Consider the following 20,003-nt stretch of genomic DNA (forward strand, 5'->3'; position numbering starts at 1 on the left):
GGAATGTCTGGCCGCTGCCCGGCGCCCACCAATAATTGGTTGTGGCGGCCGCCTTCGGCCTCTGCCCGATGGACGCGGTCAGACTCACTCCCCCAAAAAGGATGACGGCAGCCAGCAGGCTACCGCCATAAAGGGAGAGCCGTTTCATTCTCAGAATTTGGCAACGCCCCGGACGCCGAAGGTACGCGGCGCACCGTAAAGGATGCCGCCCGTGGCACTGGACGAATCCTGGATCTGCGAAGCGATATAGGTCTTGTTGGTGAAGTTCTGGACGAAGCCCTCGATCTGATACCTGCGCGCGATATTGAAGGTCAGCCGCGCATCGAATGTCGTGTGGCCCGGCACGATCGTGTTGGTACTCGGGAAAGGCGTCGCTACCTGCTGGGCGACGTAGGTGCCCTGCACGCGCGGGGTCACGCTGATCTCGTCGCTGGCGCGGAATTCATATTGCACGCCGCCGTTGATCGACCATTTTGGCGCAAACGGAAGCACACGTCCCTTGGGCACGAAGCGCAGGTTGGTGGGGCAGCCCGGATCGGTTCCCGCCTGATTGGTATCGGTGATGCAGGTGTCGGCACCGAAGCGGGCGTGGAGATAGCTCAGGCCGCCGTTGAACCCGAGCGGGCCGAATTGGCCCGTGGCTTCGAGTTCGGCGCCGTAGCTATGGCCCGAGGCCGCGTTCTGCGTCACCGGCAATCCCCCCGAAAGGCTCGAAAGCTGGATATCACGATAATCAGAATAATAGATGTCACCGTTCACGCGAAGGTGGTGATCGAGCATCGTCGTCTTGATGCCGGCTTCGTAGACGCGGTTCTTTTCCGGCCCGAAATTCGGTGTGCCGATCGTCAGGTTGACGCCACCGGCTTTGTAGCCTTCCGATGCCGAGACATAGAACAGGGTCTGATCGAGGTGATAGTTGATCGCGATCTTGCCGGTCAGCTTGTTCGATTCCTGCGATGCGATTTTCAGCGCGGGATTGGCCGGCGGCGGCCCCGCCGGAATGATGCGGTTATAGACCTGGATATCATTCGAGTAGCGCAGACCGGCGACCAGCTCGAGCTGGTGGGTCGCGAACCAATTGGCCTGGCCGAACACGGACTTGGTCTTGTTGTGGGCGCGGGTCTGGATCGTCGAGTTCGAGGCGAACAGATCAGTCGTATGGAAATTGTCGCGCAGCTGGAGCAGATCGATATATTCATCGAGCAGGAACGCCCCCGCCACCCAATTGAACGGCCCCTTGCCTGTCGACAGCAGGTTTATCTCGCCGATAAACGTATCATATCGAGTATTGGCATAGGAGACGCGACCCGTGTTGCTGGCTGGGGGCTGCGGCCGGGCGGTCGCGCTGCGATCGCCGTCAGTCTGGTCGATCGTGGTTCCGCGCTGGTAATTGACGAAGGTACGGAAATCGACGCCCTCGAAAATCTTGATCTTGTTTTCTTCCGACAGGCGATAGCCATGCTGGTTCTGGAAGGACCGGGCATCCTCCTCGATCGTGAACGGATCGGTGGAGACGGTATCGCCGCGCCGCTTCACGGCATTGTTGCCGGATTTCAGGTTGAAATACTCGAAGTGGGCGGCGACGCGCAGCACATCGTTGACCGAATGACCAGCCAGGCTCATGCGACCGGCATAGAGGCCGTAATCGCCGGGCGTGGTGGGGGACGGCCCGATGTTTTTCCAGAAGCTGTCCCGGAAATCGCGCGTGCCGGCCACCCGCACCGCGATGGTATCGCTCAGCGGCACATTGACGGCAGCGACCGTCTTGAAGCTGTTGTAGTTACCGATCGTCTGATCGACGTAGCCGGAGACGCGCGTCGGATCGGGCTTCGGTGTCGTGACGTAGACGGCGCCACCGGTCGAATTCTGGCCGGTCAGCGTTCCCTGGGGACCGCGCAGCACCTCGATCGCCTGGAGATCGTAGAAGCTCTGGCCGATGAACTGCTCGTGCGGGATCAGCGCTCCATCGATGTAATAGGCGACGCCAGGGTTCGATGTCGGCGCGGACTGCGCGATGCCCACGCCGCGAATGTTGATGAAGGTCGATCGATTGTAGGTGTTGATCGCGACCGAGGGCGCGAGCCGCTGAAGATCGGCAACGTTGTTGATGCCGTTGCGCGCGATATCGGCAGCGTTGAGCACCGTTGCGGAGATGGGCACGGTTTGCAGGCTCTGGACGCGGCGCTCGGCGGTGACGACGATCTCGGCGACCTGGCCGTTGGTATCGGAAGCGGCGGCTCCGGGCTGCAGTGCGGCGGGCGTCGCGGAGGAAGAACTGACCTGATCCTTCGCGGCGGCACTCTGCGCAAACGCCGGCGCGGCGAGCGCGAGCGCGATTGCGGTGCCGGCGGTAAATTGCAGGATGCCGAGCGTGCGGACCATGATTTCCCCTCTCCATAAATGTATGCAGCATTCGCTGCCGCTTATTTTGACGGTTTGCTAAACGCGCTTATCCTGATCTGCAAGCGTTTTCATTATGCGACATAACAAAGGTTGGCCGAGGGTGAGATCGGAACAACGCTCTCTGGCGCGCTACGCGGACACGCGGTAGGTCCGTCGGCATGGCCGCCAAGCTTCAGGATGTCGCGCAACTGGCGGGGGTCTCTCCCGCCACCGTATCGCGCTATCTCAACAAGCAGAATGTGGTCGCGATCGAAACCGGCAAGCGCATCCGGGCCGCTATCGAGGAATTGGGCTATATCCCCAATCTGATGGCGGGCGGGCTCGCGTCATCCAAGAGCCGGTTGATCGCTGTCCAGATTCCGTTTCTTTCCAATTCGATCTTCGAAGTCACGATCGAGGCCATGGTTGCCGAGCTCGAGGCGGCCGACATGAACGTGATCCTCGGCCTTACAGGTCCGGGCGATGAGCGCAGCGATCGTTTCATGCGGGCGGCGCTCAGCCGCAAGGTCGATGCGATCATCATCACCGGGGAAGTCGGCCGCGAAACGCAGGCCCTGCTGCGATCGAGCAATACCACCGTCCTGCAGATCTGGGACACGCCGCCCGATCCGATCGATCTCGTCGTCGGCATCAATCATTATCGTATTGGTGAGGAGATCGCCCGGTTCCTTGCGCGGCGCGGCTATCAGCGCCCGCATATCGCGGTGGCCACGGGGGCACGTTCGGCGATGCGGCGCGATGGGTTCGCCGCCGCATGGAAGATGCTCAGCAGCATTCCAGTCACCGAAACGCTGATCGAAATCCCCTCGCACTTCGCGCACGCGCGGCGGATCTTCGCCGAGATCCGGCGCCTTCCTCAGCCGCCCGATGCAATCGTCTGCGGTTCCGACCTCCTGGCGACCGGGTTGCTCGTCGAGGCGCAGACCGCCGGCGTCCGCGTGCCGGACGAGATCGCCATCGTCGGCTTCGGCAACAGCACGATAGCCAGCGAAATGCGTCCTACGATCACGTCGATCGACATCGATGGCGCACTTCTGGCTCGTGAGGCGATTCGTATGATCCGCCAGCGCGTTGCCGGTGAGACGATCGCCAATCCCCAAATCGACATCGGCTTTCGCCTGATCGCACGCGAAAGCGCCTAGCTGCGCGCAAGCCTAAGGTCTCCTTTCTATGCGCTGTGAAAGCGCTTGCACGGATTCGCAATCGACGCCTATCAGGCATCATGACCGACGCTTCCACGCCCCAAGATTTCGATCCGCTGAGCCCCGAGACCTTTGGCAGCGCCCTTCAGGATTATGCCCGACTGCGCCGCGATTGTCCGGTGGCATATAGCCACACTTGGGGCGGCTTCTGGGCGCTGACGCGTTATGATGACGTGAAGCGCGCCGCGTCCGATGCGAAAACCTACATCACCTCCAAGCAGAACGTCGTTCCGAAGGTGGCTTTCACCGGTCGCCGGCCGCCGCTGCATCTCGATCCGCCCGAACACACGCCCTATCGCCGCGCGCTCAACCCTCTGCTCTCGCTCGAACGATCGGAGGCGCTGGAAGGAAAGACACGGCAATTAGTCTCCGATCTGCTGGCCCCCATGATCGCCAAAGGCGGTGGTGACATATGCGAAGAGTTTTCCAGCCATCTGCCGGTGAAGGTGTTCGGGGCCTGGATGCGGATGCCGGACGATCTGCTGAGCGTGCTGCACGAAGCCGGCCAGGCCTTCATCATGGCGGTGCGATCGGGCGTGCCGGATGCGATGAAGGAAACCAGCCTACGGCTTTACGATATGGCGCGCGAGCTGATCGCGCGGCGCAAAGCCGATCCCCAGGATCCGGAATGGGATCCGACCAGCGCGCTGCTGGCGGCGACCTATGAGGGTGCGCCGCTGCCCGATGAGATGATCCTGGGCACGGTGCGTCAGGTGCTCGTAGTTGGCATCGTCGCCCCGACGGTGCTGGTCGGCAGTATCGCTGTCCACCTGTCTCGCGATCGGGACCTGCAGGCGCGGCTGCGCGCCGATCCTTCGCTGATGCCGGCGGCCCTGGAAGAATTTTTGCGGCTTTACTCGCCCTACCGCGGCTTTGCGCGCACGGCGACCTGCCCGGTGCACCTCCACGGCCGCACCATTCCCGCGGGCGAGCCGATCGCCCTCGTCTATGCCGCAGCCAATCGGGACGAGACCGTCTTTCCGAACGGCGACGAATTCATCATGGATCGGCCAAACATCGCCGAGCATTTGGCCTTTGGGCGCGGGCCACATAACTGCCCGGGTATCCATCTCGGCCGCATGCAGGTCCGCATCGCATTGGAAGAGCTGCTCGGGCAGACCAAGGGCTTTGCGCTGGCGGGTCAGCCCGTCGTCGCCAATTTCCCCGAGATCGGCGCGATTTCGGTGCCGCTCATGTTCGAGGCCTAGGTCAAGCCCGCGTCGATCGCGGCGGCCAAGATAGGGATCAGATCGTCGCCCTTCGTCCCGAGACCGTCGGCCGCACGGATTACAAAGGCTCTCGCGCCTCGCGCGAACGGTAGCGGACGACAAGGACCAGCAAAGCCGTGGCGAGCAACATCGCGGTCAGCAGCAAGGTCGGCCCGGCAAAGCCCCCGCCATGCTCGCGCAGCAGGCCGATGAGCTGCGGCGTTACCAAGCCGCCCGAACTGCCCGAAATATTGATCGCAACCGCGCCGACCGCGAAGGTCGCGGGCACGAACAGCGCGGTGGGCAAGGCCCAGAACGCGCCCTGCGCCGCGCCGAGAGCCGTGCCGACCACGAGCAATGCCATCAAGGCCGGCACGCCTGCCCCCAGCCACGCCGCGGCGAGCAGCCCCAGACCCGCAATCGCGGCCGGGACGGCAATATGCCAGAAGCGCTCACCGCTTTTGTCGGAGTGCGCCGCGTTCCAATAGATACCGAAGATGTTGCCGATCCAAGGCAGGGCGTTGACCAGCCCGATCTCGAACGGCGAAAGCCCGGACAATTGCTTCACCGCCTGCGGCAACCAGAACATAATGCCATATGAGCCCGAAAGCAGACAGAACCATATCAGAGACGACATCCAGACGACCGGTTCGCGCAGGACGCTCCAATCATTCTTTGCATCGATCGCGCGCTTGGCGCGGGTGGCGAACCATTCCTTTTCCGGCGCATCGAGCCACCTGCAGTCTTTCGGACCATTGGGTATGACGAAATAGGCGGCGGCACCCAACAGGATGGTCGGGATCGCTTCGATCAGGAACATCCAGCGCCATCCCGCAATACCGAGCGGCGGCTGCATCTGCATCAGCGCGCCGGAGATCGGCCCGCCGACGATGACCGAAAATGGGATCGCCAACATCGGGAACGCGAATGTGGAGGCGCGCTCCCGCTCCGTCGCGAATTGGGCGAGATACAGGACCACGCCCGGCGCAAGCCCGCCCTCAATAAGGCCAAGCGCCACGCGCAGCATATAGAATTGTGCCGGCGTGTGGATCGCCGCCATGGCGCCCGCGATCACCCCCCACGCAATTGCGCTACAGGACAGCCAGACCTTCATGCCGACCCGCTGCAGGAGCAGGACACTCGGATATTGTCCGGCCAAGAAGCCGATGAAGAGAACGCCTACGCCGAAGCCATATTGGGCGGGCGAGAAACCAAGATCGTGGTTCATCTGCAATGCGCCGAAGCTGACGTTGGTGCGATCCAGCGAACTCAGCATCATGAAGAGAGTCGTCGGCAGGATGACACGAAGCCGCACCTTCTGCGCGAGCCGGCGCGGATCGATCGCTGTCATTCTGCAGGGCCTCTCCAATGAACGAACATGATCCTTATCGTCCAAGTGGGCTATTGCAAGCGCTTGCATAAAAAGTTGGTGATGCCCGATGCTCTCCTGGTTGGAGGCTCCGATCAATCGGCCTCGGACGGCTCGCGCGCTTCGATGCGGCGCAGCAGCTGCATCAGCTTCTTACGATCGGCGGGCGAGAAATCGGCCAGGAGATCCGCTTCGTGGCGCAGGATTTCCCCGGTAAAGTGATCGAGCGCTACCTGACCCTTGGTGGTACACGCCAAGGCAAACGCACGACGGTCGTCCTGTGCTGCCTGGCGATCGATATAGCCTGCTTCAACAAGCTCATTGATCAGCGCCACCATATTGGCGCGCTGGATACCAAGGATTTGGCCTGCGGTGCCCTGCTTGATCCCGGGATTGGCCGCGATGACCGATAGGATCGCGAACGGCACTTGGCGCAGCGTCGTGCCGCTAACGGCGCGCGAAAAGGCGCCGCCGACCACCGATCCCGCGCGCCGCAAATGATATCCGAGCAAGGAATCGAGCGGCCCCAGCCCCTCCTCCGTCTTATCCGCGTCCATTGGCAAGGCGTCCTCGATCTTTCCATTTACCGCCATTATTGAGGCATCATGAGAGGTTGCTCGTTCGGGCTTCCCCACATGAGCAGCAGAATGGCCGCCGCACCAACCAGCGAGCCCATTGCCATGAGCATCGCTACGGACGGAAGCCCATAGCCGGCGGCGAACAACAGGCCGGCAGCCGCGGGCGCCAGTGCCGATCCGCCGCGTCCCACCGCGATCACGAAGCCCGTCGCGCTGGCGCGCACCGCAACGGGAAACTCACGCGCGATCAACGCATAGAGCGACACGACACCCGCGTTCGTGAAGAATCCGGCGAAGCCGGCGATCAGTGCAAGATTCGAAAGACTGCCGCCGACCCGGCCAAACAGCACGACGAGCAGGACGGAAATCAGCATCGCGCCGATCGCGAGGTGGGAAAGCGCGATGCGCGCGGTCAGCAGCCCGAGCAGCAGCGATCCAGCAGCGCCACCGACATTGGCCCAGACCAGCACACCTGCCGCGGACGAGGGCGCGAACCCCATGTCGACGACGATCTTCGGGATCCACTTCAGAATGAAATAGAAGGTCATGATATGGGCGAGATAGGCGATGGTTAGAAAGATCGTGCTCCGGATCAGTGCCGGCGCGAATAGCCCAGCGATGGGAAAGCTCGGCGCTCTCTCGAGCGGCGGGGGCAGCGCCTTGATCGCGGCATGGCCCATCCGCGCCAGCGTCGCGTTGACCTTGGCCAACGCGGCGGCGCCACCGCGCTGGACGAGAAAGGAGATCGATTCCGGCGCACGCCAGGCAGCGAGGGGAATGAAAAGCAGCGAAACAACCGCGCCAAATTGAAACACGATCGGCCAATCATAATGCTTCAGAAGCATCCCTGAAATCGAACCGCCGATGATGGCCCCTACCGGATAACCGCCTGCCATCAGGACGACGGCAAGATGCCGGCGGTGCGCGTTTGACACTTCGGCGACAGCGGCATTGGTCGACGCCAGCATGCCGCCGATGCCCAGCCCGGTCACGATCCGCCACAGCGAAAGCGTGACGATGCCATGGGCACTCGACGCGCCGAACATGCCCAGCGCCATCACACAAAGGCAGATGAGGATCGTGCTGCGTCGCCCTACGACATCCGCCAGACCACCGAGCAGGAACGAGCCTGCCGACATGCCGATCAGCTCGATCGAGAGCACGAAGCCCAGTGCTGCCCGATCGACATGCCAGGCCGCGGCAATGCCGGGCGAGGCAAAACTGATCGAGAGAACATCAAAGCCATCGAGCGCATTGAGCCCGACCATGATCGCGATCACGCCCCATTGAAAGGCCGACATCGGCGCCCGATCGATCACGCTGCGGGGATCCTGCTCCATCATTGCCTCTTATTTTATGATCATCGCTGCTGCACCGAGTTGCTATATAATGCAACAATCTCAAGCTAGGGCGGCGTTGCTTGCGGCGAACAGCCGGACGATCCTTCATGAGAGCAGCCAAAAAACGCATTGAACACGCGCGGGCGGCGCAGCGCTAGCGAACCGAAAGACCGAAGCAGCGATCGGCATCCAGCGCGTCAATCGGGCCGCCCTGATGGAGGCTTGCACCCCTTATCCTAGATTGATATACGGCATAACATAATTGATAGGAGAGAGTGATGGCTTCTTCGGAGCGGGTAGTTGGCACGCGCGCCCTGGCGACCTTTCAGCGCATCAACCCGGTTACCGGCGAGGTTGCGACCACGGCTCCAGCCGCAAGCGTGGAAGATGCCGCTGCAGCGGCAGATCGCGCGCAGAACGCCTTCCCCATCTGGTCCGACATGGGGCCCAACGCCCGCCGTGCGATCCTCTCGAAGGCTGCTGACGCACTCGCCGCCTATAGCGATGCCATCATCGAAGCGATGATGGCCGAGACGGGTGCCACCGAGGGCTGGGTACGCTTCAACCTGATGCTCGCTGTCGGCATGATCCGTGAAGCGGCCGCGCTGACCACACAGATCGCGGGCGAGGTCATCCCCTCCGACAAACCGGGCTGTATCGCGATGGCGCTGCGCGAACCCGTGGGCGTGATCCTCGGAATCGCGCCGTGGAATGCGCCGATCATTCTGGGCGTCCGCGCGATCGCCGTGCCCCTCGCCTGCGGCAATACCGTGGTCCTCAAGGCCAGCGAGCAATGCCCGCGCACCCATTCGCTGATCATCGAGGCCTTCGCCGAGGCCGGTTTTCCGGAAGGCACGGTCAACATCGTCACGAACGCGCCGCAGGATGCCGGGGACATCGTCGGCTCGCTGATCGACCATCCCGCCGTCCGCCGGATCAATTTCACCGGCTCCACCCATGTCGGCAAGATCATCGCCAAGCGCGCGGCCGAACATCTGAAGCCCGTTTTGCTGGAACTGGGCGGTAAGGCGCCGTTGATCATCCTCGAGGACGCAGACCTCGACGAGGCGGTGAAGGCGGCGGCGTTCGGCGCCTTCATGAATTCGGGCCAGATCTGCATGTCGACCGAACGGATCATCGTCGTCGATGCCGTTGCCGATGCCTTTGCCGAAAAGTTCAAGGTCAAGGTCTCCGCGATGCCGGCCGGCGATCCGCGCGAGGGCAAGACACCGCTCGGCGCCGTGATCGATCACAAGACGGTGACCGTGGTGCATGACCTTATCGAAGAGGCCCTCGCCGGCGGCGCGACCCAGCTGATCGGCGGTGAAAGCGAAGGCGTGCTGATGCCGGCGCATGTGATCGATCGCGTAACTCCCGCGATGAAGCTGTTCCGCGACGAAAGCTTCGGCCCCGTCGTCGCCATCACCCGTGCAAGAGACGAAGCCGATGCCATCGCCCTTGCAAATGATACCGAATATGGTCTCTCCGCCGCCGTCTTTACGAAGGATACGGCGCGAGGCTTGCGCGTCGCCCGCCAGATCAAATCGGGCATTTGCCACGTCAATGGCTCGACCGTGCATGACGAGGCGCAGATGCCCTTCGGCGGCGTCAAAGCGTCCGGTTATGGTCGCTTCGGCGGCAAGGCCGGGATCGACAGCTTCACCGAATTGCGCTGGATCACGATCGAGACCCAGCCCGGCCATTATCCCATCTGATCGCGCAGGCTATGTCGCTTCTCCTCACGCTCGCGATGGTCGCCGGTGCGACCACCACGTCGGTGCCGCCGGCGCCGCCCGCGCCGGGTCTGCGTTATGTTTTCTCTATCTATGCACGTCTCGGTACGCCGATCGAGCAGGGCACGGTCGATGGGCGACGCAAGCGGCTCGTGCCGATCACCGGCGGCGAGGTGGCCGGCCCCCGTCTTCACGGGATCGTGCTTCCCGGCGGCGGCGACTGGCAGACGATCGGGCCGGACGGCCTGACCGAGGTCAACACGCGCTACACGCTCAAGGCCGATGACGGCACCGTGATCGACATCGTCAATCCCGGCGTGCGCGTCGCCTCGCCCGAGGTGACGGCCAGCATCGCGCGCGGCGAGCAGGTCGATCCGAACGCTTATTATTTCCGCACTGCGCCGCGCTTCAGCGTGGCTGCTGGGCTGCACGAATGGCTGCGCCGCACCGTCTTCGTCGGCCGTGGCGTCCGCAATCCCGACAATGTTCAGATCGACGTCTTCGCCGTCGAATAACGCATCGCAAGATTATCAGGAGCTCATCATGATCCAGACTTCGCCGCAGGGCACCGTAGCCTATGAAATCGTCGACCGCGTCGCCTGGGTGAAGTTCAATCGCCCCGACAAGCGCAATTGTATGAGCCCGACCCTCAACCGTGAAATGATGGAGGTGCTCGACGAACTGGAGTTTAGCCCCGATGTCGGCGTTCTGGTCCTGTCCGGTGAAGGCACCGCCTGGTCGGCGGGCATGGATCTCAAGGAATATTTCCGCGACACCGAAGCGCTCGGCCTCAAGGGTACGCGCGACGCGCAGCGCGAGAGCTATGGCTGGTGGCGGCGGCTGCGCTGGTATCAGAAGCCGACGATCGCGATGGTCAACGGCTGGTGCTTCGGTGGCGGCTATGGCCCGCTCTTCGCGTGCGATCTCGCCTTCGCGGCAGAGGAAGCGCAGTTCGGCTTGTCGGAGATCAATTGGGGCATCCTGCCCGGCGGCGGCGCCGCCAAGGTCGCGACCGAACTCACCTCCATCCGCCGCGCGATGTATCACGCGATGATGGGCGAAAATATCGATGGAAAGACCGCCGCCGAATGGGGTTTCGTTAACGAAGCGATGCCGCTCGATCGGCTTAAGGCGCGCGTCACCGAGGTTGCGAACGTCTTGCTCAAGAAGAACCCCGTCGCGCTCAAGGCGACCAAGGATTCAATCCGCCGCGTCCGTGAGATGACCTACGACAATGCCGAGGATTATCTGATCCGCGCGCAGGAAGCGGCCAACAGCTACGATAATGAGGGCCGCAAGGAAGGCATCAAGCAGTTCATCGACGACAAGAGCTACAAGCCCGGTCTCGGCGCCTACGATATCTCCAAACAGAAAGCCTGAGGCTGATGTCCACCGCCGATACGTTCGCACCCGATGTGGTGCGTTCGCTCGATCGCCTCCTGAAGGCGCGTTCCGTCGCGATCGTGGGGGCTTCGCCGACGCCGGGCGCGCTCGGAAATTCCGTTCTGGGCAACCTGGTGCGGCACGGCTTTTCAGGCGACATCCACCTCATCAATCCGAAGCGGGACGAGATCGATGGGCGGCCGTGCTTGCGATCGATTGACGATCTGCCGGACGGCGTCGACGCAGCCGTATTGGCCATCCCCGGCGCGGCTGTGCTCTCATCGATTCAGGCGCTGGCAGCGCGTGGCGTGGGATCGGCGGTGATTTTCTCTGCCGGTTTCGCTGAAGGCGGCGCGGAGGGCTTGGTGGCACAGGCCGAAATCACGCGGATCGCTATCGCGCACAATATGATCATCGAAGGGCCGAACTGCCTTGGCCTGGTCAACTATGTCGACGGGGTGCCGCTGACCTTCGTCGAGACCCCGGGCGCTCGGCTTGGCGACCGGCCGGGCATCGGCATCGTATCGCAATCGGGCGCCATGGCGGTGGTGCTGGGCACGGTCTTGATGGCCAAGCAACTCGGCATCTCGATGTCTATCTCCACCGGCAACGAGGCGGCAAGCGGCGTCGAGGATTATCTCGCCTACCTGCTGGACGAACCCAACACCCAGGCGATCGGCATGATCGTCGAACAATTCCGCAAACCGAAACATTTCCTGGCGCTCGCCGAAAAAGCGCGCGTGGCAGGCAAACCGATCATCCTGCTTCACCCCGGAAAATCGAGCGCTGCCCGCGAGTCCGCAGCGACCCATACCGGCGCGATGGCCGGCGACTGGCAGATGATGAAAACGCTGGTCACGCACGCCGGTGTCGTGCTCGTCGACAGCATCGAGGAATTGGGCGACGTGCTCGATCTCGCGATCCGCGCGCCCCATATCGGCACGGGCACGGCCGTCCTGACGGAAAGCGGCGCCTTCAAGGCTCTGACGCTTGATTTGTGCGAGAGCCTGGGCCTGGCTCTGCCGGAGCCAGCTGACCATACTGCGACGGCGCTTCGCGCGGCCATTCCGGATTTCATCGGCGTCAGCAATCCGATGGACGTCACCGCCCAATCCCTGGTGGACCCGGACCTCTATCGGCGCACCCTGATCCCGCTGCTCGCAGACCCAGCCTATGGCAGCGTCGTACTTGCGATCATCCAGACCGATAAAGCGACGGCCAGACTCAAGTTCGAACCGATCATCGCCACGCTCAAGGCGCTTCGGGCCGAAAAGCCGATCATCTTCGCCGGGCTCGACGATGGCGCACCAGTGCCACCCGCTTATCTCACGGCGCTGCGCGAGCTTGGGGTGCCCTATTTCCCTTCTCCCGACCGCGCCTTTCGTGCGATCGCAAAGCTGGCGACGCGCGTTCCCGCTTCTGCCCATGACCTGGCACCCGCGCCGATTGCGGCCAATCTTCCCCATGGCGGGGTCATTCCCGAATATCGCGCGAAGGACTTGCTTGGGCCAATCGGCCTCCCTTTTCCGCCCGGTGGTTTTGCCGCGGATCTCGACGCCGCCAAGCAAATCGCCGCGCAGATTGGTTATCCGACCGTCCTCAAAGCGCAGGCACAGGCGCTGAGCCATAAGAGCGAGGCCGGCGGCGTAATCCTCGGCATCGCCGACGAAGCTGCGCTGATCGACGCCTGGGCGTGCCTGTTCGATAATGTGCAGGCCTATGCCCCCGACATTCGGCTCGATGGAGCGCTGATCGAAGCGATGAGCGCGCGGGGAACCGAATTGATCGTCGGCGCGCGCAACGATACCCATTGGGGCCCGGTGATCCTCGTCGGCTTTGGCGGCATACAGGCCGAGATCCTGCAGGATGTGCGCCTCCTGCCGCCAAGCCTCACCAAGCCAGAGATCGTTGCGGAACTGCGGGCGCTGAAAAGCGGGGCCTTGCTGGACGGTTGGCGCGGCTCACCCGCGCTGGATTTGGAGGCTGTCGCCGACATCATCGTCGCGATCGGCCGACTGCTGCTCGGCACGCCGGCCATCCGGGAGATCGACCTCAATCCAATCGTTATCTATCCAAGAGGCCAAGGCGCGGTCGCCCTCGACGCGCTGATCCTCGCCGACGAGCCGCCGCGATAAGAAACCAATCCCGCCTCAGCGCCGCATGAACTCTCGCGCTATTGCGAGCAACGATGGCGAACTGGGCGATGGGGCGTAAAGAGGTGGTACTGAACCATTTCCCGCATGCGGATGCGTGATTTTCGCACGAGGCGCCGCACTATTCTCGGCAGATTAACGACAAGGATTTGAAAACGAAGCTCATTCTCACCCTTACAGCGCTTGCTTTGCTAGCTTCGCCGAGCTTTGCCGCGAAGTCCGTTCCCCCACTCGCCGCTCGCCGGCAATGGCTGATCTAGCAGGAGCTTGCCGACGCGGATGGTGCCCGTCACGGCGCGTGTCATGATCGATTGGGCACGCCATACTTCGTCGCGCCGGTGGAGGTTGGTGAGATGCACTTCGATGATCGGACAGTCACACATCTTGAGCGCATCCAGCACCGAATAGGACGAATACGAGAAGGCGGCGGGGTTGATGACAATACCTGCAGCGCCCGCTCGAGCATCGTGGACGTGATGCAACATCTCATGCTCGGCGTCGGTCTGGCGGAAGTCGAGGGTGAACCCAGCCGAGCAGGCAAGCGCGCTCAGCTCGCTTTCGATATCCGCGAGTGTCGAATGACCGTATAGATGCGGCTCTCTAGATCCGAGCAGACCTAGGTTCGGGCCATTGAGTACGAAAATTGTTTTCGTCATTTCGAATCCTCGAAATGCAATTGGAAACTGCCGCTAGGCGACACGGTGAACGAGCTTGTCCTTAGTTCGGGAAGCAGGATGCTGTTTCCCGGCGCGCGAATGCCGCCCGTCAAACGAAAAAACTGTCTCTCATCCGGCTTCGCTCGGCAGCATGCCCGGTAATGATCTCGAACGCCTGTGCCGCCTGGTTAATGACCATGCCGCTGCCGTCGAGCGTGCGGCAGCCCTTGGCGCGGGCGAGCCGGAGCAGTTCCGTTTCCAACGGGAAATAGACGATGTCTGCTATCCAATGGTGCATACCGATCCGGTCGGGATCGATCGGCACGCCGGGGTTGGAGGCAAGACCGACGGGCGTGGCGTTAACGATCCCGTCGATTGCTTCGGTTAACTGATCGCCGGCCCGCCGCGCGATGACGCGATCGGCCCCATATTGGCGCGCGAGACGCGTTACGAGATCGTCCAGCCGCGCCGTGTCGAGATCGGTGATCTCCAGTGTCCCGACCCCGAGCGAAAGCAACGCGCTGGCTACCGCAGCGCCCGCACCACCCGCGCCAAGTTGAAGGACGCAATCCATCGCCACGCCTGGCAATCCCTCGACCACGCTAGCTCGGAAGCCATCCATGTCGGTATTGTAGCCGATGAGGCGCCCATCGCGGATTGCGATGGTGTTCACCGCCTCGATCAGGCGAGCGCCTTCGGACATTTCATCGAGCAGCGGAATGACCTGCTGCTTGAACGGGTAGGTGACGTTCACGCCCGAGAAGCCGTGTCCGACGAGATCATTTATCACGTTGGCCAGCGCAGCATCGGGAAGATCGCGCGCGGAGAAATCAAACAGTTCGTAGCTGAGTTGAAGACCCTGCGCGCGCGCTTCCGCCTCATGCAGCCATGGCGAGCGTGAGGCCAGGATCGAGCGGCCGATCAGACCGGAGCGAAGCATGGCAGAATCCTGGATGGAGGGGGCACCTCGCTGAGGCGCCCCGCTTGCTGATCAGAAATTGACTTTGGCACCCATATAGAAGGACCGGCCGATCGGATCGTACAATGCGGTATCGGTCCCGTTCTGCGAACTGGTGACGAGGGGCAGCCCCTTGTCGAACAGGTTGTTGACGCCGCCGCGCAGCTCGAACCGCGAATTGATCTTCAGCGATGCGAACATATCCCAGAGCGAATAGGCGCCGACGCCGGCCGAGGCCGTGGCGGGCGTGAGCACCGAACTCACATCGGCCATCGCATTCTGGTAGCGCCAGCGCAGACCGACACCCACGTTGTTCGAGCGATAGCCGAAGGTCGTCAGCGTCTTCCATGTGGGCGTGGCGCGGGGTGGCACCGATCCGGTTCCGGCGCCGCCATTGCTGATACCGGTATAATCGAGGAATGCCCCGTTCGGCAGCAGCTGGACCTGATATTTGTGCAGCCAGCCGACAGCGGCATCGACATAGACCTTGCCCGTCATCCCGAGGAACGGCGCCGGCGTGCCCCAGTGCACCTGGACCTCGACACCATCGGTCTTCAGGCCACCCAGGTTGAGGTAGGGTGTCGCGACCGTGACGATCTGACCCGTGTTGTCGCGCTGGATCAGCCGGCAATAGCTGTTGTTGGCATCGTAACCGGGGTTGGTCCCGTCGAGGTTGAAGCACTTCGACAGCACCGTCAGCCCCGGAACGGTCGAGATCACGTTCTTGATGCGGATGTTATAATAATCGACCGACAACGAGACGTCGGAGAAGAAGCCCGAGTGAACGGGTGAATTGATCACGGCGCCGAAGTTGAAGGTGGTTGCCTCCTCGGGGGTCAGGCCGAGGTTACCCGTCACCGTCTGGCCGGTCGCCGTTGTCGGGAAGGTATAGCTCGATGCCGCTGCGGCCGGAACGCCCTGCGCAACGCAGAGCGCAGTGACCTGCGCGGCATTGCCACCGGTACGCGCTGTCGAACGGACGTCGCAGGGGTCGCCGATCGAGGCCGGCGGCGTGCCGATCACGAGCTGGGTTCCCGAAGCGGGGGCAAAGAGCTCGCCGATATTTGGCGCGCGAACCGCGCGCTGGTAGCTGCCACGCAGCAGCACTTCCCGCACCGGCCGCCAACGGAGATCCGCTTCGTAGCTGGTGACGTGGCCGGAGGTCGAATAGTCCGAAACGCGTGCCGCCGCGCCGATCCCAAGTTCACGAATGAACGGCTTGTCGGCGATCAACGGCACGTCGAGCTGCGCGGCGAACTCCTTGACCTCGATCTTGCCCGAAGCGGCGCTCGACGCGATCACCGCCTCGATATTCTGCGCGGCGAGATCGCTGTCCGGAACGTAAGAGTAGGTGTTCTTGCGATAATCGGCGACGAGCGCGATCTGGGCCTTGCCGGCACCGAGATCGAACAGCGATCCGTTGATCTGCGCCTGGGCTTGCGTCTGGGTCAGCTTCTCGGGCGAGAAAGCGTCCTTAGTGATGTAGTTCGCGCAGGCCGTCGAAATGTTGCGCATATTGGCATCGCCGAAAGGATTGAAGCCGCCCGCGCAGAGCGACGCCCCACCATCGGGCGCATTGAGCAGCGTCTGCACCTTCGACTTGACGATCGCCGAATGAAGCGTCTGATCGTGTTGGGTCTGATCGTAGGAAACGAAGGCGTCGAAGGTCCAGCCGGGCGCGATCTTGCCCTTCACGCCGCCGAGATATTGCTGAACGAAATAATGCTCGTCCCAATTCTTGTCCGGCACGCCGACGTAGCGACCGTTCCAGGTGAACGCGGCGGTCGGGTTCGGACGCGAGGCCAGCAGCGTGCGCAGGTCGGCCGGAATGAAGAGGTTGGTGACAGGAATGGTGGTCAGCGTCCCGAACTGCGTCAGACTCTTGCCGCTTGCGGTATGAACGTTGAGATCGACATACATAAACTGTCCGTAGGCCGTGATATTGGGCGCCAACTCGTAATCGCCCTTCACGAATGCGGTTTTGCGCTTCATGCCGTTGTAGAAGTCGATCTGCTGGCCGACAGGCATGCGGACGTTGCCGGAAACGATCGAGTAGCCATTGGCATTGACCAGGCCGCGGTAGTTGACCGCGCCAGTCTGCACGAACAGCGAACCATCGTTATTGAAGCCGAGGTTAAGCAGCGGGTTGATCGCGGTGGTCACGCCGTAGCGCGCGAAGATCGCAGCTTCGGCGGCGGCTGTAGGTGCGTTGGTCGCGCTGGGTACGAACGTGCCGGTGCCGAGAAAGGAGGAGGGGGTCTTGTCGTTGAAGAACGAACGGCTGCTGCCGTTCACCGGATCCTGCTGCGCATAAGTGAAAGCCGCGACGACGTGACCGCGATCCTCGGCGAATTTGGTGCCGAACGCCAGCGAGCCATTGAATTTGAAGGCGTCGCCACGTTGGCTGATCGTGTTCATCGCATCTAGCTGGATGCCGTCGAGCGAGCGGACCGTCTTGAAATTGACGACACCCGACATCGCGTCCGATCCGTAGACGGCCGAGGCGCCGCCGGTGATCACGTCTACGCCGCCGATGATCGCTTCGGGCAGGATGTTGATATCGACGTTGCCGTTGATGTCGGACACCGGCAGGCGACGGCCGTCGAGCAATACGAGATTGCGGTTGGTGCCGAGGCCGTGAAGGTTGATCGAGGCGCGACCGCCGGTTCCTTGCCCGCCCGTTGCAGCGTTACCGCCGGTGGTGAAGCTTGGATATTGGTTCAGCGCGTCCTGCAGCGTCGCGGTGCCGCTCTGCTTCAGGGCGAGGTCGCTGACGCTGACGATGGGGCTGACCGCGGTGTTGTTGGGACGCTGGATCAGCGAGCCGGTGACGACGATCTCAGCCGCCGTGGAAGCGGCTTCGGCCGGCTCGGCCGGTGCAGCCGGGGTCGCATTTTGCGCCAGCGCAGGGTCAGCGCCAAGGGCTATAGCCAGGCTAAGCAAAGAAGTCGAAAGCACACGGTCGCGGCCGATCTGGCGCATCATCATCCTCCCTTATCGACACGTTCATGCGTGCCGGTTGTGGAGAACTATTTATGTTACGAACTAGTACCTGTCAATCAGTGGGCCGAACTTTTCGTAGCGCAGCCCCAGCGCGGTGGTTTCCAACGCCCCCCAAAGACGTGTTTCCAATTTACCGAATGTGCAGCGCGATACGGGTCGCCACAGTGTCAATCGCGTTGGGTGACCCATGCGAGAATGATGTCGCCAACCTGCTTGGCACGCCTCTCGACGGCGGCGTCGCTCGACATGTCGATCCCGAAATTGTGCGAGAAGGTGAACTGGTTGGATACGTTGTAGAAAGCGAGCGCCGTCATGTTCATGTGCAGCTCGATCGGGTCGATCCCGGGCCGGAAAGAGCCTTCGGATTCGCCGCGTGCGATCAGCTTGGCGAGAAGGTCGATCACGTCGTGATTGCTCTCGCGCACGCCCTCGATCTGCTGCAGGTGCCCGGCCCGGTGGATATTCTCGTTCATCACCAGCCGCACCAGTTCCGGGTGCTCCGAATGGTAATGCACATCGTGCTCGATCAATCGGCGCAGGGCTTCGGTCGCGGTACCCGAATCGATATCGACCTTGTTTTCGCTTGAACGGACGCGGCGGTAGGCGCGCTCCAGCACGGCACGATAGAGCTCGTCCTTACCGCCGAAATAGTAATAGATTTTCCGCTTGGTCGATTTGCCGGCGATTTCGTCGATCCGTGCACCGGCCAACCCCTTTTCGACGAATTCCTCGGTCGCGATATCGATGAGTTCACTGATCGCTTCTTCCCGTGCCTGGGCATGGGGGCGGCGGGCCGGTTTGGCAGCGTCGGACAATTTGGCCTCCCTAGAACGATCGCTTCGCGGGTCATCGATACGCACGGTCTGGGGTTGCCATCAACCTGTCGAATCCCAAAGCCGCAACTCTCGCATCATATATGGTACGGACTCGTCCCTACTGTTTTTTCTTTTTTCGCTTCGGGCGGCGTGATACCGAAGGCTCAACGCCGCGCCGAAGATGCCCGGCGAGGCACAGAGGAGGGAATGCTTGGCAGAGGTTCGCATCATAGGGGCGCTTGTCGCGTTATTCCTGGCTACCGGCAGCATTGCTGCCCCGGCCGCTTACGAGCGGGTTTATCCCGTCGCCGATAAGCCTGTCGTCGAGGATCATTTTCCGGCCGTTGCGGTGAACTTTCCCGACGGTGTGAAAGCGTGGCGCGATGTCGTCTATCAGACCTTGCCCGGTTACCGCCCGCAGATCATCGACGTTTATGTACCGTCGTCTCCCGGTCCGCATCCCCTGATCCTTTATATCCATGGCGGTGGCTGGATGGGCGGCCATACGCGTCACTCCGGCGCGCTAGCTGATTTCCCCAAGGTGCTGGCTTCGCTCGCTGCCGAGGGTTTCACCGTCGCGAGCCTGGAATATCGGCTGTCCGCGGAAGCACGCTTCCCCGCGCAACTGCAGGATTCAAATGCGGCGCTGCGTTTCCTGCGGGCCCACGCAGCCGACTATCGCATCGATCCCAGGCGGGTCGGCATCTGGGGCGGATCGGCGGGCGGCCATCTTGCCGCGCTGACCGCGGTGACCTGTCGCAATACAAAGCTCGATCCGGCCGCCACCGCCGATGGGTGCGTTCAGGCGGCGGTGACGTGGTACGGAGTCTATGACTTCAGTGCGATGAGCGCGACACCCGACGGCAATGCTGCGGGCGCCAAGCTGCTCGGCTGCGATGCCGTCTGCACCGATGACAAGGTGAAGGCGGTCAGCCCGGTCAGCTACATCAATGCCAGCGATCCGCCCTTTCTCCTGATCCACGGCACCGAAGACAAGACCGTGCCTGTCGGGCAATCGCACATCGGAGAGTCGGCGCTGCGCAAGGCAGGCGTTCCGGTCGAATCGATCTACATCCCGGGCGTCGATCACAGCTTCATCGGTGCCACCCCGGACGCGACGCGCGACGCGACGCTGAAGGCCACCAACGCCACCTTCGATTTCTTCCATGCCAAGCTCGGTGTCCCGAAGAAATGATCGGGCG

General features: G+C 62.4%; 15 protein-coding genes. 7 read left to right on the plus strand and 8 right to left on the minus strand.

The annotated features are described in order from the left end of the window. Nucleotides 1-150: 150 nt before the first annotated feature. Nucleotides 151-2,382 carry a TonB-dependent receptor gene (locus tag FHS31_RS05915; RefSeq protein WP_167072434.1) on the minus strand — a complete coding sequence of 744 codons (2,232 nt, stop codon included), beginning with the start codon at nt 2,380-2,382 and terminating at the stop codon, nt 151-153. Between the two features lie 179 nt (nt 2,383-2,561). Between FHS31_RS05915 and FHS31_RS05920 the strand changes: the two genes are divergently transcribed. Then, complete coding sequence (locus FHS31_RS05920) at nt 2,562-3,545, plus strand: LacI family DNA-binding transcriptional regulator (protein WP_167072435.1); 984 nt, start codon at nt 2,562-2,564, stop codon at nt 3,543-3,545. An 80-nt stretch (nt 3,546-3,625) separates the two neighbouring features. Next, complete coding sequence (locus FHS31_RS05925) at nt 3,626-4,813, plus strand: cytochrome P450 (protein ID WP_167072436.1); 1,188 nt, start codon at nt 3,626-3,628, stop codon at nt 4,811-4,813. 79 nt (nt 4,814-4,892) lie between these two features. Here FHS31_RS05925 and FHS31_RS05930 read toward each other — a convergent pair whose 3' ends face one another. The 3 genes from FHS31_RS05930 to FHS31_RS05940 form a co-directional block, all read right to left on the minus strand. Beyond that, nucleotides 4,893-6,164, minus strand: a complete 1,272-nt coding sequence (locus tag FHS31_RS05930) for an MFS transporter (RefSeq protein WP_167072437.1) — start codon at nt 6,162-6,164, stop codon at nt 4,893-4,895. A gap of 113 nt (nt 6,165-6,277) precedes the next feature. Continuing rightward, the gene (locus FHS31_RS05935; protein WP_167072438.1) at nt 6,278-6,739 is read right to left on the minus strand and encodes a MarR family winged helix-turn-helix transcriptional regulator; all 462 of its coding nucleotides are present in this window, start codon (nt 6,737-6,739) and stop codon (nt 6,278-6,280) included. 35 nt (nt 6,740-6,774) lie between these two features. After that, nucleotides 6,775-8,103: an MFS transporter gene (locus tag FHS31_RS05940; RefSeq protein WP_167072439.1), complete on the minus strand. Its 1,329-nt coding sequence runs from the start codon at nt 8,101-8,103 to the stop codon at nt 6,775-6,777. A 275-nt stretch (nt 8,104-8,378) separates the two neighbouring features. Here FHS31_RS05940 and FHS31_RS05945 point away from each other — a divergent pair, with 275 nt between their 5' ends. From FHS31_RS05945 to FHS31_RS05960, 4 genes are read left to right on the plus strand one after another with little or no spacing between them, the layout of a single operon-like run. After that, nucleotides 8,379-9,815 (plus strand): aldehyde dehydrogenase, encoded by a 1,437-nt coding sequence (locus FHS31_RS05945; protein WP_167072440.1) that lies wholly within the window; start codon nt 8,379-8,381, stop codon nt 9,813-9,815. Nucleotides 9,816-9,826: 11 nt separating this feature from the next. Continuing rightward, nucleotides 9,827-10,348 carry a DUF3237 domain-containing protein gene (locus tag FHS31_RS05950; protein WP_167072441.1) on the plus strand — a complete coding sequence of 174 codons (522 nt, stop codon included), beginning with the start codon at nt 9,827-9,829 and terminating at the stop codon, nt 10,346-10,348. A 28-nt stretch (nt 10,349-10,376) separates the two neighbouring features. Continuing rightward, the gene (locus FHS31_RS05955; RefSeq protein WP_167072442.1) at nt 10,377-11,213 is read left to right on the plus strand and encodes a p-hydroxycinnamoyl CoA hydratase/lyase; all 837 of its coding nucleotides are present in this window, start codon (nt 10,377-10,379) and stop codon (nt 11,211-11,213) included. Between the two features lie 5 nt (nt 11,214-11,218). Continuing rightward, nucleotides 11,219-13,351 carry an acetate--CoA ligase family protein gene (locus tag FHS31_RS05960; protein WP_167072443.1) on the plus strand — a complete coding sequence of 711 codons (2,133 nt, stop codon included), beginning with the start codon at nt 11,219-11,221 and terminating at the stop codon, nt 13,349-13,351. Between the two features lie 209 nt (nt 13,352-13,560). On the opposite strand, the gene FHS31_RS05965 is transcribed toward FHS31_RS05960, so the two are convergent. From FHS31_RS05965 to FHS31_RS05980, 4 genes are all read right to left on the minus strand, one after another. Beyond that, a complete protein-coding gene (locus FHS31_RS05965; RefSeq protein ID WP_167072444.1) occupies nt 13,561-14,025 on the minus strand; it encodes a type II 3-dehydroquinate dehydratase in 465 nt (154 codons plus the stop codon). A gap of 109 nt (nt 14,026-14,134) precedes the next feature. Continuing rightward, entirely contained in the window at nt 14,135-14,965 is an 831-nt protein-coding gene (locus FHS31_RS05970; protein ID WP_167072445.1) for a shikimate dehydrogenase, read from the minus strand. Between the two features lie 51 nt (nt 14,966-15,016). After that, a complete protein-coding gene (locus FHS31_RS05975; RefSeq protein ID WP_243843292.1) occupies nt 15,017-17,965 on the minus strand; it encodes a TonB-dependent receptor domain-containing protein in 2,949 nt (982 codons plus the stop codon). 188 nt (nt 17,966-18,153) lie between these two features. Continuing rightward, nucleotides 18,154-18,801 carry a TetR/AcrR family transcriptional regulator gene (locus tag FHS31_RS05980; RefSeq protein ID WP_167072447.1) on the minus strand — a complete coding sequence of 216 codons (648 nt, stop codon included), beginning with the start codon at nt 18,799-18,801 and terminating at the stop codon, nt 18,154-18,156. A 211-nt stretch (nt 18,802-19,012) separates the two neighbouring features. Here FHS31_RS05980 and FHS31_RS05985 point away from each other — a divergent pair, with 211 nt between their 5' ends. Next, the gene (locus tag FHS31_RS05985) at nt 19,013-19,996 is read left to right on the plus strand and encodes an alpha/beta hydrolase (protein ID WP_243843293.1); all 984 of its coding nucleotides are present in this window, start codon (nt 19,013-19,015) and stop codon (nt 19,994-19,996) included. The last annotated feature ends 7 nt before the right edge of the window (nt 19,997-20,003 follow it).

Source organism: Sphingomonas vulcanisoli (assembly GCF_011761305.1).
GTDB classification, from domain to species: Bacteria; Pseudomonadota; Alphaproteobacteria; order Sphingomonadales; family Sphingomonadaceae; genus Sphingomonas_I; species Sphingomonas_I vulcanisoli.

Coding starts and splice junctions, on each gene's coding strand:
- FHS31_RS05950 (WP_167072441.1), top strand. CDS start 9,827: ATGTCGCTTCTCCTCACGCTCGCGATGGTCGCCGGTGCGACCACCACG.
- FHS31_RS05975 (WP_243843292.1), bottom strand. CDS start 17,965: ATGCGCCAGATCGGCCGCGACCGTGTGCTTTCGACTTCTTTGCTTAGC.
- FHS31_RS05920 (WP_167072435.1), top strand. CDS start 2,562: ATGGCCGCCAAGCTTCAGGATGTCGCGCAACTGGCGGGGGTCTCTCCC.
- FHS31_RS05970 (WP_167072445.1), bottom strand. CDS start 14,965: ATGCTTCGCTCCGGTCTGATCGGCCGCTCGATCCTGGCCTCACGCTCG.
- FHS31_RS05940 (WP_167072439.1), bottom strand. CDS start 8,103: ATGATGGAGCAGGATCCCCGCAGCGTGATCGATCGGGCGCCGATGTCG.
- FHS31_RS05945 (WP_167072440.1), top strand. CDS start 8,379: ATGGCTTCTTCGGAGCGGGTAGTTGGCACGCGCGCCCTGGCGACCTTT.
- FHS31_RS05925 (WP_167072436.1), top strand. CDS start 3,626: ATGACCGACGCTTCCACGCCCCAAGATTTCGATCCGCTGAGCCCCGAG.
- FHS31_RS05960 (WP_167072443.1), top strand. CDS start 11,219: ATGTCCACCGCCGATACGTTCGCACCCGATGTGGTGCGTTCGCTCGAT.
- FHS31_RS05965 (WP_167072444.1), bottom strand. CDS start 14,025: ATGACGAAAACAATTTTCGTACTCAATGGCCCGAACCTAGGTCTGCTC.
- FHS31_RS05955 (WP_167072442.1), top strand. CDS start 10,377: ATGATCCAGACTTCGCCGCAGGGCACCGTAGCCTATGAAATCGTCGAC.
- FHS31_RS05935 (WP_167072438.1), bottom strand. CDS start 6,739: ATGGACGCGGATAAGACGGAGGAGGGGCTGGGGCCGCTCGATTCCTTG.
- FHS31_RS05915 (WP_167072434.1), bottom strand. CDS start 2,382: ATGGTCCGCACGCTCGGCATCCTGCAATTTACCGCCGGCACCGCAATC.
- FHS31_RS05930 (WP_167072437.1), bottom strand. CDS start 6,164: ATGACAGCGATCGATCCGCGCCGGCTCGCGCAGAAGGTGCGGCTTCGT.